Source organism: Shewanella psychropiezotolerans (assembly GCF_007197555.1).
Lineage (GTDB): Bacteria > Pseudomonadota > Gammaproteobacteria > Enterobacterales > Shewanellaceae > Shewanella > Shewanella psychropiezotolerans.
Window position 1 is genome coordinate 150,564 of the sequence record NZ_CP041614.1, and the last position, 12,436, is coordinate 162,999.

General features: G+C 43.0%; 9 protein-coding genes. 2 read left to right on the top strand and 7 right to left on the bottom strand.

Going from position 1 to position 12,436, the window contains the following annotated elements; genetic code table 11:
- Positions 1 to 7 precede the first annotated feature (7 nt).
- Positions 8 to 3,196 carry an ATP-binding protein gene (locus FM037_RS00720; protein ID WP_144044407.1) on the bottom strand — a complete coding sequence of 1,063 codons (3,189 nt, stop codon included), beginning with the start codon at positions 3,194 to 3,196 and terminating at the stop codon, positions 8 to 10.
- 398 nt (positions 3,197 to 3,594) lie between these two features.
- On the opposite strand from FM037_RS00720, the gene FM037_RS28370 reads away from it, so the two are divergent.
- Entirely contained in the window at positions 3,595 to 3,744 is a 150-nt protein-coding gene (locus FM037_RS28370) for a hypothetical protein (protein WP_185976931.1), read from the top strand.
- Positions 3,745 to 3,794: 50 nt separating this feature from the next.
- On the opposite strand, the gene FM037_RS00725 is transcribed toward FM037_RS28370, so the two are convergent.
- Entirely contained in the window at positions 3,795 to 4,751 is a 957-nt protein-coding gene (locus tag FM037_RS00725; RefSeq protein ID WP_144044408.1) for a YeiH family protein, read from the bottom strand.
- A 312-nt stretch (positions 4,752 to 5,063) separates the two neighbouring features.
- The gene (locus FM037_RS00730) at positions 5,064 to 6,020 is read right to left on the bottom strand and encodes a LysR family transcriptional regulator (protein WP_229381040.1); all 957 of its coding nucleotides are present in this window, start codon (positions 6,018 to 6,020) and stop codon (positions 5,064 to 5,066) included.
- 96 nt (positions 6,021 to 6,116) lie between these two features.
- Between FM037_RS00730 and FM037_RS00735 the strand changes: the two genes are divergently transcribed.
- On the top strand, positions 6,117 to 7,238 hold the full coding sequence (locus FM037_RS00735; protein ID WP_144044409.1) for an MBL fold metallo-hydrolase: 1,122 nt from the start codon (positions 6,117 to 6,119) through the stop codon (positions 7,236 to 7,238).
- 452 nt (positions 7,239 to 7,690) lie between these two features.
- Here the strand turns inward: FM037_RS00735 and FM037_RS00740 are convergent, their stop codons facing one another.
- The 4 genes from FM037_RS00740 to FM037_RS00755 form a co-directional block, all read right to left on the bottom strand.
- The gene (locus FM037_RS00740) at positions 7,691 to 8,635 is read right to left on the bottom strand and encodes an ecotin family protein (protein ID WP_144044410.1); all 945 of its coding nucleotides are present in this window, start codon (positions 8,633 to 8,635) and stop codon (positions 7,691 to 7,693) included.
- A gap of 661 nt (positions 8,636 to 9,296) precedes the next feature.
- A complete protein-coding gene (gene gorA, locus FM037_RS00745; protein ID WP_144044411.1) occupies positions 9,297 to 10,652 on the bottom strand; it encodes a glutathione-disulfide reductase in 1,356 nt (451 codons plus the stop codon).
- Positions 10,653 to 10,798: 146 nt separating this feature from the next.
- Positions 10,799 to 11,338 (bottom strand): hypothetical protein, encoded by a 540-nt coding sequence (locus FM037_RS00750; protein WP_144044412.1) that lies wholly within the window; start codon positions 11,336 to 11,338, stop codon positions 10,799 to 10,801.
- 217 nt (positions 11,339 to 11,555) lie between these two features.
- The gene (locus FM037_RS00755) at positions 11,556 to 12,332 is read right to left on the bottom strand and encodes a hypothetical protein (RefSeq protein WP_144044413.1); all 777 of its coding nucleotides are present in this window, start codon (positions 12,330 to 12,332) and stop codon (positions 11,556 to 11,558) included.
- Positions 12,333 to 12,436: the final 104 nt, after the last annotated feature.

Here is a 12,436-nt window from a genome sequence, read left to right on the forward strand (position 1 = left end):
TGCTGCCTTAGTCTTGATGCGACTTGATCAAAGACTCTATCTCATCTTCGATGAGGGGCAAGATTTTCTTGAGGGTATCGAGTTGTGATTGAATCAGCTTTCTCGCTGAATCCTTATCTTCTTGTTTTGCTGTCATCTCTATGGTCTCACAGTGCACACCTATGCAGGTGACTCCCACCATCTTAGCGGAAGACTTGAGCTTGTGGGCTAGCTCGCCTATTACCGAAACTCCAAATTCACGCTCTTTTGCCATGGTTTTTATTTGTGGCAGGCTAATCTCCAGAAAATCGATCAATGAGGCGGTATAGTCTTGCATATCATCGGCAAAAATAGTCCTGATCACCTCTGGATCTAAATAGCTTGACCCTGGCCTAGGTGTTTTTCTCTGAGTCGCTGGCTTTTTAGAATTAGCTAGCCACTTTTGTAACATCTTGCTGAGCTTTATCAGCTCTACAGGCTTGGAGAGATAATCATCCATGCCTGCGGCAATGCACTTCTCCGATTCGCCCACTAAGGCGTTGGCAGTGATGGCGATAATTGGAACAGATGTTCCTGACTTGGCTTGGATGTCTCTAAGGACTCCGGCTAATTCATAGCCGTCTCTTTTGGGCATATGGCAATCGGTCAGTACCATGGCAAATTGATAATCAGCATAGAGCTCTTCGGCATGAATGCCGTCGTCGGCTATGATACAAGAGTAACCTAGTTTGTTGAGCTGACGTTTAATCACCTCCTGATTGGTTTGGTTGTCCTCCGCGACTAAGATTAACCGTCCTGCGTCCTCGGCTTCCTCGAGGGGCAGATGAGTCCTCTCGAGTTTATGACTCTCGTGGGCGACCATTTCTAAGGGACTCTCTCTGCCCAAGACGACATGAAACCCATAGAAAAGGGTACTCATCTTGAGAGGTGAAGCAGCGATCGCGAAGGAGTGCTCATTGAATATTCCTTCGCCTCTGGAGGATTGATTTAAAACCAGAAAACGTATGCTACTTCTTAATTTATCATTTAGATGTTGCATCAGTTGGGCTTCACAATACTCAAAGTCATCTGTGATCATCACAGTTTGCATCGAGGGTGAATGGTTATCACGGATAAAGTCAGTTATTTTCGTGTAAGGGACTGAAATGATATTGATTTTCTTAGCGGTAAAATATTCCTCGATACACTGGGATAACCAGCTCGATTTGATATCCTGAATGACTAAGATGTCTCGATAGTTTTCAAGTGGTAATGCCTGTTCATCTTTATAGGGGAATGACATAAATACATTGAAGCTTGAACCTTCATCTGGTGTGCTAGTGACTGTTATTTCCCCTCCCATTAATGTGATCAGATTATGACAGATGGCGAGCCCGAGTCCGGTTCCGCCAAAGCGGCGGGTGGTTGAAGATTCTGCTTGGGTGAAAGGTTGAAATAATCCTTCAAGATTTTCTGGGTTAATGCCTATGCCATTGTCTGTCACCTCTATGTTGAAAGAGACAGAGTCAAGGGTCAGTTCATGTTTCTTAAGAGACACTCTAACCAGGCCATTGTCATCTTGGTTAGAAGAGAACTTCACCGCATTACCCAGAAGGTTAAATAATATTTGTCTTATCCTAACCGGGTCACCAATAATGTGTTGGGGGATACTAGGGTCGGTATAGAGTTCCAGGCTGACCATTTTTTCATCGGCACTCGGTGTGATGGTATCGACGACGCTTTCGAGCAGACCTGCAATCGAAAAATTAATGTTTTCCAGCTCTAATTTGCCAGCTTCAATTTTAGAAAAGTCGAGTATATCGTTAATAATATTGAGCAGTGAGAAGGCTGAATCACGAATTGTGTTGGTCATATTGCGTTGGTCACGATTCATATTTGATGTCAGCAGTAGATCTATCATGCCTATGATACCGTTCATGGGAGTACGGATTTCATGTGACATAGTCGCCAGGAAGCTGGCCTTCGCCTTAGACGCTTCCTCTGCATTATCTTTGGCGCTAACCAGCTCCAGTTCGACTCGATTTCTTTCAATCATATTGATTTTGAATATATCTATCGCCTTTGCCATGTAGCCGACTTCATCATTGCGTTCCAGATATATGACTTCTACCTCGGTATCGCCATCGGCTAGCTGTTTCATTGTGCCACTCAGCTTAGTGATGGGCTGGGTGATACTACGATATGAAAAATAGATGATACTGGCACACAGTAACAGTACCAAGATCAGGGAGGTAATGAGCAGGTATTGATTCGCTGCGGTGATCTCTCTCAATCCCAGCAGCTCACTATTGGCAGCTTCAGTTGCATCGAGAGAAACTTCATCGAGTAGCCGTTCCAAGCGGGCAAAAATTTGGTGTTCCAGGTCATCGATGGCCGTGATGGCTAAGGTCTTATTGGAAGAGTTGTAGCGTTGAAAGACCTCGAAGCCACCATCTCTGAGCACCTTATACAGGGCTTCAACTTCCTTTAACTGAGAGATCTCTTCTGGTTTCATCTCCAGAGGCTTCAATCTGGTTAGGTATTCTTCGAAGTTTTGTGCATTCTCGACGAAAGACTCTTTAGCTTGGTACGCGCCGGTGACATATTCGCTAAGGTCGGCCACCATGTCCCCGGCTTCATCGACCAGCTCCAGATAGTAACGAACACCAGGTAAATCATCGTATATCACCTCATCGAGTTCTGGTTGTGAACCAACATCTTTTATTTCGCTCTCCTTTAGGCTATCTAACAGTAATTCTAGCTTGTGTCCCGTGACTGCGTTAAGGCCCTTAACCCTCTGCCTGGCCCATTCTTCATTATTTGGATTGTATCGGTTGAATACCTTAACCCTTGCTGTGGTGTGAAAAATTTCGAAGAGATCTTCAATTTCATCTATACGTTTGTCGTGGATGGTCTGTGCCTGCTTCAGATTTGTCAGATAAAGCGTAAATTCCTCCTGGTTGCGATCGAAATCATTTCTTTCATCTACTTCACCCAGAGCATATTCGAGAATGTTGGCATTCATATCACCAATCTCGTCTAGCATGTTAATTGCGGCTATGGCCTTGGGGATCTCATGGGTGCTCACATCTGTGGTGCCTTCCTTTACTCGGGTATTTATTAGAAAGTTGGAAGCCGATAGGAGGAGTACCAAGAGGCTGATGCTCACCATAGATAAGATGACTTTACTGCCGATAGAGTTAAGAGAGAGCCATTGATATAAATCCCGAAAAGACATATCTGATAAATCCGCAGCAGTGACTAGACACTCTCAAGTGTAGAACAGGGGATCAGGCTTTGAAGGCTGAACTCGATGCTGGGCTTTTTATATTCAGCAATTTAGGGGGAAAGCAGAGGTGGAGCGTATCGGGCATTTGACTGAATATCACTGGAATGATGATGCCAGTGATGCCCCTTAATGTGGTTAAGATCTCGCTATTTTCAATTCAGCCTTAGCCGATCTAGCTATTTGTTAGTAAAAACGGGTATTTGGGATTAAATCGCAATTTGATAAATAATAACCACTTCAGATAGATCTGCTTCGCATTTCTATTTATGCCACTTTGTGGCGTTATTTGGGCTATATCCAGAGTCGTTGAGCTCCAGCCCTATTCAAAGTCTGCCGGAGGTTAGAGTATGAAACAGTGGTTAATTATCTTATGTTGTGCAGTCTTCGTTCTCGCCTCAATGCTAACCAGTGGCCTAATCAGAGCCTTAATCGATCTTGCCGCCTTCGCGTGCTTGTTATGGATCGTACTCGGATATAAATCCAGTGAAGCAGTCTAAGCTTGTCGGTGGGAAATAAAATTAGGGTTGAAAGAAACTAGGTCCTTCTTTTAAACATACAAAATATACAGCAGCGAACCTGTGCCGATCGACAGCCAGAGTGTCACCCCGAGTATCAAAGGTTTAGCCCCAGCGGCTCGCATCTTACCCACAGTGATCCCCGCCCCTATCAAGAACAGACACAGAACCAATAATCGCTTGGATAGCTCGAAAATGGCCTGATAGGCGGTTTGCCCCTGGGGAAACCAGTGGGCGATAGCGATGGCTAAGCAGTAGAAGCCGATAAAATAGGGGATGGCTATCTTTTTCTTGTCACCGCCAAACAGCAGGGCGCTGATCAGTGCGATAGGGATGATCCATAATGCACGCGCTAGCTTGATGGTGGTTGCTGTTGTGAGGGCTTCTTCGCCATAGGCCGAGGCCGCTCCTACAACGGAGGATGTATCGTGTATTGCTATTGCACTCCATACACCAAAGTCATATTGGCTCATGGCAAACAGGTGACCCAGGGCGGGAAACAGGAATAGGGCGACCGAGTTAAGAATAAATACCGTGGCTAAGGCAATAGCCGATTGCTCGCTCTTAGCGTTGATGGCAGGTGACACCGCTGCGATGGCACTGCCGCCACAGATAGCCGTGCCAGCCGATATCAAGTGTCCCGTCTTAGCATCGAATCCCAGTGCCTTAGTCAATAAGTAGCCTAAGACTAAGGTGAAAACTATCGAGCCTAAGATCAACGGCAGATTGTCTAAGGTGACAGATATTGCGGTCTGCAGATGAATACCGAATCCTAAGCCTATGATCGAATATGACAGTAAACGCTTAGTCAGTGAGGCTATATCTAGGTTGGCAGGTACTAAGCCAAGACTCGCTAAGGTAAAGCCGAGTATTAAGGCGATAGGCGAGGAGATGACGGGGAGCAGGCATAGGCATGTGATTAAGAAAAAAGGCAGATACTCTTTAATTAAAGGGTATTTTTGCTTCAATGTTTGTTTGTCGGCTGCCATAGGATCGAGTTGAAGTAAAACAGCTAATGATTATAGCCAGAGAGCTAGTGTCAATAAATTCAATTAATTTTAGCTATAGATTCAATAAAATTGAATAAATATAAAAAGGAGTTTGGCTTATTGCCTCCATCGTCATCTTAAAAACAGCCACAAAAAAGCCCGCTGCTATGGAGCTCTATTGGTATTAGACAGCAGTCGGGTTGATAACTATTTTTATTAAGCATTATCTTATTGTATCGTTCCGATTATTTAAATTTTTAACTTTGTTAAAACACCTGAGCACGCTACTACAATCCCTATTGAAACAATGTATTAGTCAAACTTATGGGTCGCTATGGCTTTAAGCTCATTTCGGATCCATTGGTGAATAGGGCAGTGGTGGTGAATTTTGTGCCAAAATTGTTCAACCAGAAAATCCGGCGTCTTAAAAGGTAAATCTGTTACGTAAAAATCGTCTCTTGGTTTTAAGTGATTGACCATTCTACGAGGCATGGTGGCGATAAGGTTGCTATTTTTCACCACGTCGGGAATAAGAGAGAAGTGAGGAATCGCAGACACGACGTCTCTTTCATATCCCCGTGTTTTTAGCTCTATATCAATATCGGTCGTGGTTAATCCATTCCCAGATACAATCACATGGCTGCTTTGGATGTAGCTTTCTAATGTTAATCCCGTACTCGAAGAGTCCACCTCTTTAACTAATGGGTTGTTTGCGCACATGATCACGGCATAATTATCGTTAAACAAACGTTGCTTAAAGACATTAGTTGGGCTTGCGTCTGTGGAGTACAAAAGTAACTGAGTGACCTGTTCTAGATATTTTCCTAACTCTATAAATGGATTGTGTTGGATAATTTGTATCTTTAATTTTGGAGCTTTTTTATGTACCACAGACAACAATTTGGGTAACAACATCATCATCTCGAAATCCAGCGCACTAATAGTAAACACGCCGGAATATTCTGAAGGGTCAAACTCATCAGCTTGCAATATTTGCCTTACCACACTCAGCATTTGAGTGATTTGTTCACTTAACCTCTGTGCCTTAGGTGTTAATTGATAACCAAAACTGGTTTTGACTAATAATGGGTCTTGAAATTGCTCTCTCAGCCTTGCTAGTGCTCGGCTCACCGCTGGCTGGCTCATATTAAGCGCCTTTGCTGCGTGACTGATGTGTTTATGAACAAATAGTTGTTCGAGCACCGTAAGCAAATTCAGATCAACAGAGCGAAGATTAATGTCTGGTGTGACCATAGTTATTAATTCCATTTTCTTGCGTTTTAGTTATAAACGTTATAACAATCTTGCATTGTCTTAATTATTTGTCCTCCTTTATTGTTTATTCAAACAAACTAGGAGAACACCATGAAACCATTTTTGACACTTGCTCCACTGGCGCTTGCACTGTTGACGGCGAACGTTCATGCATCGTATTACACTCAAAACACGGAGCAGCAACGAATTTATTTTCCTGATGAAGTGAGACCCTTGGTCGAAGATTTTGTTGCACCTTCGTCCACAAAATCATTGGAACCTGGGCAGAAAATCGATCACTTATTCGATCGTCAGTTTAACGGCACAGAAGCGACCATCCAAAAATTGGGTGACCAAACGTACTGGATTGGCGTTAATTATTACAGTGCGACGGTTATTATCAATGAAGCTGGCGTGTTAGTTATTGACCCACTAGGGGATCATCGCATTGATCCTTTAATTGAGGCTATTAAATCGCTGACCGATAAGCCGATCACAGCCATTATGTATTCTCATTACCACCTTGATCATGTTGGAGGCGGTAATCAGCTAAAAGAAGCCATAGAAAGAGAGTACCCAGGCGTTGGACCATTGCGGATTATCTCTGGTAAACAAGTGGCAAAAAAAATTAATGAGCATTCCGTGGTTAACGAGCAAGGCATTAGGGAACCCAAAGTCCCTGCACCGAATGAAGTGTACGACTTAACCCGTCCACAGAGGGTTAAATTTGGTTCAAGATATATTCATTTGATTGCACCAATTGGCTCAGGGCACACACCAGACAATACACTAATTATGATCCCAGAAGATCGTGTTGTGCATTTTGCCGATATGATCAATCCAGATCAATTGCCATTCTATAATTTCGCTGGTGCGGAGAATTTTCATGGATATGAAAAAGATCTAAGTTCCCTTCTTGGGAAGCGCTTAAGCTCGCACTGGGATTTCATTAATGGTGGTCATGGTAATATTGGGTCCAAACAAGATGTTAAAGCTTTGCTTACCTATATCGAGGATTTACGTACGGAAGTGGGTAAGCAGCTTGAAATCGCACCTTATACTCCGTTGGAATCTGATGGTAATCACTTTATCTGGGCAAAACGTTGGCAAGATGAGATCACATCAAAAGTTCAAGATGCACTAGAACCCAAATATGGTGACAAGTACGGCTTTAGCTCAGGCGTAGTTGAAACTCACGCGGCTATGGTACTGTCCGATATGATCGATCATTAATTCTTTTACACTGAATAAAGGCCGCAATGCGGCCTTTATTCAGGTAAACACTATTGCGTTCATCCAGTTTACTTTTCTTTTGACTTACTTGAAAACTCCGCCAGTTTTAACAGCACTCAAGCCTTCTCTTTTTAATGTAAGTAAAGGTAGTTGATCCCTCTTGATTCTAATGGAGGGTTATAGGGGGTGGTTGTTTCACTTACCATTAGGTATGAAATAAACTAATATCACTGTTGATATTAATCGTGCCATATACTTAAATATAGCTAGTAACTTACATTCAAGTGTACCTTAGGTATTAACTAAATCAGAATGGCACTATTAATTTGGCTTTGTTAAGTATAATTTAATGTAAATGTTACGCGTTAAATCATCTTGTAAATGTGGATTTTATTTTGGTGGGACTAATATAATAGTCCCACCAAAATGACGAGTAAATATCGCGGTTTTATTTAACGGGTAATATACCGTGTTTTTATGCTAACCTCTAAATCCTTTGGTGCATAAACGACAAACGGTTTGCTGCTGTCATAAATATAAACTTTATCACTCTCTATTGTTAAGAACTCTTTACGAACAGATTCTGCTGGACATGCCATTAATGTATGTGATATCGAATAACTAGCTAGTTTATAAAATGGGTAATCAAAACCTGTTTCTATTTTCTCAACATTGCCCTCTAATCCATAGGCATTACAGTCCACTTGATGGTGCTTACCAATGACAATCTCAACTAAGTTATTGTTTTCTTCCGTTAGAGGGTCAAGTATAAATTCGTGACGAGCTAATTCATCAACATTTGCAGCATTGCCTTCTGTTTCTGGCACTATGGGATTAGACATAGGTAATTGCACACACATATTGTGTATTGGCTTGGGCTTGTGTATTGGCTTGGGCTGAGGTTTTAACGTTAACAAGAAATCATTAAACAGCATATCAATGGGATCTGAAGATGGCTTTTCTTCAATAAATTCTTCTTCAATAAACGGTTCAAGGTTATTTTTTACTATATACATTGCTCTAATTCTTACGCCTGATCCATAAGCTCTTACGCTAGTCCTTCTTGGTTCACCATTATAATTAGCTAAAAAATCAGGAGACTTGTATTTCCTATATCGACTTTTATCTCCAAAGCCAAGAGCCACCACATCAAGTAGGCTGGCACGATCATAGAGATTGGCCTTCCTAAATTCATCTGGAAGTTTATTCATATGTTCGGCAGTGGGGACATGATAATTGGAGCCTAGAGCCTGGCAATCCCGCTGTACCATTGCCAAGTCGGTATGATTACTGCCTAAATCAACCCAATGATGATTAATAAAACTATCTGAATTATCTTGAGCGAAAGCAGACCCTGAAGCAGCAATAAGAGCTGCCATAATTATACTAGTTTTCATTTATGATTTATCCTGAGTATAAATTCGACTTTATACTGGTCGGTTAATATGGAAATAATGTAACTCACTAATTATGGTTACATATTTATTGTACCGATCGATAACATACTAGACAATTGTAATGGTTTATTATTACACCTGTATTTTTGCGGGTTACATTTTAAAATTATATGAAGCAGAATAATACATTTTCCGTTGTAACCCTTGATGTGGTTAGGCTGTCAATTAACGGTGTGTTCATAACCGGAAGAATTAACCTCGTGGGATTTAATTTATTAACGCGTAGGGGTTTACAAATGATTTACTCAATGTTTGTTGGTTTATTGTAAGGATGCACGAGGCTGTTTCATTTGACTCTTAATTTGGCTACAAATTGTCATCAATCTAGTTTCAACTTATTTATTGAAATATGGTTTATAACATGCCCTGTACTGTTTATCGGTCTTCATTCCTATTTTTAAATTTAAATATATTAATCTGAAATTATTTTTTAGGCGGGGAAAATAATAGATCATATTATGAAATGATGATGATTTTCACTTAAGGGGAAGTTTAGCTTATTGACTCCATCGTCATCTAGAAAATAACCACAAAAAAGCCCGACGCTTTGTATACCTATCGGTATTAGATAGCAGTCGGGCTGATAACTATTTATTGAGCTTTATTTCATGGTAACGAATTCTTCCGCACCCGTTGGGTGGATAGCCACTACTGCATCGAAGTCTTTCTTGGTCGCGCCCATCTTCATAGCTACGCCGAAACCCTGTAGGATCTCATCCATGCCATAGCCTAGGCCATGTATACCGACAACGGTCTCGTTCGGGCCGGCACAGACCAACTTCATCTTACAGGCTTGACGATGAGCAGTGATTGCCGTGTACATGGAGGTGAAGCCAGAGACATAGACTGTGACATTGTCTTCGCCATACTCGGCAATGGCTTCAGGCTCGCTGAGCCCCATGGTACCAATCGCTGGGTGACTGAATACGACAGTCGGAATAAGCTTATAATCCATCTTGGCATCGGTCATGCCATTGAACAGACGTTCAGATAATAAACGGCCAGCCTTAACGGCAACCGGAGTGAGTTCGACGCCACCTTGGATGATATCACCGACACAGTAGATACCCGGGTTGGTGGTATTTTGCTGTTCGTCGACGATGACATAGCCTTTATCGTTAAGCTTCACTTGAGTGTTCTCAAGACCGATATTACCAGTAGAAGGCTTGCGGCCGATAGCCCAGATTAGGGTATCGACTTCATAGCTTTCACCATTTTCAAGCTTAAGGGTCAGGCTGCCATCGGCATTCTTCTCTACCGCTTGCGGTGTGCTGTGGATGTGCAGGCTAGGGCCATCTGTAGCCATAGACTCCATCAAGGCTTCACTTAGCATAGGGTCGAAGCTACGCAGTGGCGCGTGTTTACGCACGAATAGATGAGTCTCGCTACCTAAAGAATGCAGTACACCGGCTAGTTCGACGGCGATATAACCGGCGCCGATAACGGCAACACGTTTAGGCTGCTCTCTGAGCGCGAAGAAACCATCGGAATCGATACCGTGTTCGGCGCCGGGAATATTTGGGATTGTTGGTGAGCCACCCGTGGCGATAAGAATATTATCGGCAGTGTAGTGCTCGCCATCGACTTCTATGGTGCGCTGGTCGACGAAGCGGCCATAGCCACGGACTAAGGTGACCTTGTTGCTTGCCAGACCGCGGTCATAGGCGCCGTGGATGCGGTCGATATAGGCCTCACGGCTATCGACTAAGGTGCTCCAGTCAAACTTATTTACCGTGACATCGAAGCCATAATCTTTGGCGTAAAGATGCAGAGCTTCGGCGACTTGTGCGCCATACCACATCACTTTTTTGGGTACACAGCCCACATTGACACAGGTTCCGCCGAGGGCTTTAGCCTCGATAAGAAGTACTTTAGCGCCGCGCATAGCCGCACGATTCGCCGATGCAATACCACCACTACCTGCGCCAAGACAGATATAGTCAAAATGTTGGGCCATCTTTATCTCCAAAAAGTCTTTAAAAGGTTGCTCGAAAAAAGCATGCCTCATTGTAGAGGGAATTTATGTCTTGAACCAGTGCTCTATCTTCAGACCCGAAATACAGAGAAAAAATTGCAATCTTACCTGTAAGACAGAAATTGCAGTTAACGCCGATACTGGCAAGAGTCATGATCTTTCTGGTTTGGCCCCTCTGCACCACACTTCATGCACAGCCACTCCCTATGTCTTATTTTTAATTCATCTCGATGAAATCCATAGTTTGTTTGGTTTCCTGCGAAAGACAGGCTCTTCTCTAATTTATCCATGCGCTTGTCGAGCCAGCGGCAACCTGGATCGTTGGCGACATTGGTTCTACTGGCCAACTTCTGCTTTCTCGACAGGGTTTTGGCACTTTTTTTCTTAGCACGTTTAGTGGGTTTACTTTTTTTACTCTTGGTTTTTTTAGATGTGTGGATCTCTGGTGGGTGATACTCAAGGGCACTTCTCGTGGTGGGGATGGCAATCGGTTTCCCTTCACTGTCTAAGGCAACACCTATGCCCAGAGGAGGTGCATCGGCATTGGTGAGTAAGGTCCTGCCGTTAGCTTGGCAAGGAGAGTTAACGAACAAGATCAGCAATACCCATATAGGCTTGATTAACCAACGCTGACGCGCAACGAGTTTGTGGATATTGAAGAGTGACATTCCCTGTTCCTCTATTACTCTGTATTGCTAGCTTCGAGTCTATATGCTTGATGCTTCAAATATAGATTAGGCTAACGGCGTTCCCTGCCATTAGTGTAGATTTGGTGAGATGATTTCTCACCATCCATTTTTAACTATAAGTTAAGGGTAAATTTAGACGATAAAGAGAGGTTTAACCAAGTTTATCTCTACACAGTTTTGCTTAGCCATATTTAGGTTAGAAATTCCAAGTCAGATGAATGCCTGCATAGGTCTGATCCAGATTCGTCTCATTACCATCGGCTCTGGCCTCAAGTTTGATATCTTCCTGGGCTAAGGTGTGGCTGAAATGGCCCGATAGTGTGAGTCGGTCACTAATGAGGCATTCGGCTTCTACACCGAACTGAAAATGGTTAACCCCCTGATGTTCTTCGGTGACATATTGGAAGTCAAATGCCTGAGTAATGTAGGGAGTAACGGTAAGACCTTGGCTCAATGTCCAAGGGCTATGTATGCTTGCTTCGACGAAATAGCCGCCTGCCTCGGTTGAGTAGGTGTAGCTAAGGCTGGGGATTAACCAGGTTTTCGCCTGGTAAGTTAAGCTTGCGAACAACTCATTATCACTGCAGCGCTCATCACCATAAAATTCGAGCCTCTGGTAACCTAAATTGACCCCGACAGTGTCTGAAAGTGAGATATTATATTCCAGACCAAAGTTCCACTCGGTGTAGTCCTGGCTATCGGCGCGGCCGCCGGTTGCATACACATTGAGATCGCCGTGCTGAACGGCAACTGTGCCCCAAGTTATACCGCCTCCGTCGAGATTATTACGGCCTTCAGACACGTATTTAGAGTCCCAGCCTAAGTCTACAACTAACTGAGTTTCAACCTGTTTTTTTGCTGGAAACTTATTGATGCTATGAGAGTCATCTATGTTTGAAATATCATCTGCATGGGCGGAAAAAATGGCAATGACTAGGCTGGGTATAAGCGATAATTTAACAATCTTGTGCATAATTAAACTGATTTAGGCGAAGTGATGTCTATGGGATGATGATATTCCTTACTCTTTGAATGTAAATGAGAACGTGTTTCATTTGTGGGCTGGTTATCAATAGC

What these genes read in the sequence shown, in the direction of transcription:
- FM037_RS00720 (WP_144044407.1), bottom strand. Translation starts at nt 3,196, where the DNA reads ATGTCTTTTCGGGATTTATATCAATGGCTCTCTCTTAACTCTATCGGC.
- FM037_RS28370 (WP_185976931.1), top strand. Translation starts at nt 3,595, where the DNA reads ATGAAACAGTGGTTAATTATCTTATGTTGTGCAGTCTTCGTTCTCGCC.
- FM037_RS00725 (WP_144044408.1), bottom strand. Translation starts at nt 4,751, where the DNA reads ATGGCAGCCGACAAACAAACATTGAAGCAAAAATACCCTTTAATTAAA.
- FM037_RS00730 (WP_229381040.1), bottom strand. Translation starts at nt 6,020, where the DNA reads ATGGAATTAATAACTATGGTCACACCAGACATTAATCTTCGCTCTGTT.
- FM037_RS00735 (WP_144044409.1), top strand. Translation starts at nt 6,117, where the DNA reads ATGAAACCATTTTTGACACTTGCTCCACTGGCGCTTGCACTGTTGACG.
- FM037_RS00740 (WP_144044410.1), bottom strand. Translation starts at nt 8,635, where the DNA reads ATGAAAACTAGTATAATTATGGCAGCTCTTATTGCTGCTTCAGGGTCT.
- gorA (WP_144044411.1), bottom strand. Translation starts at nt 10,652, where the DNA reads ATGGCCCAACATTTTGACTATATCTGTCTTGGCGCAGGTAGTGGTGGT.
- FM037_RS00750 (WP_144044412.1), bottom strand. Translation starts at nt 11,338, where the DNA reads ATGTCACTCTTCAATATCCACAAACTCGTTGCGCGTCAGCGTTGGTTA.
- FM037_RS00755 (WP_144044413.1), bottom strand. Translation starts at nt 12,332, where the DNA reads ATGCACAAGATTGTTAAATTATCGCTTATACCCAGCCTAGTCATTGCC.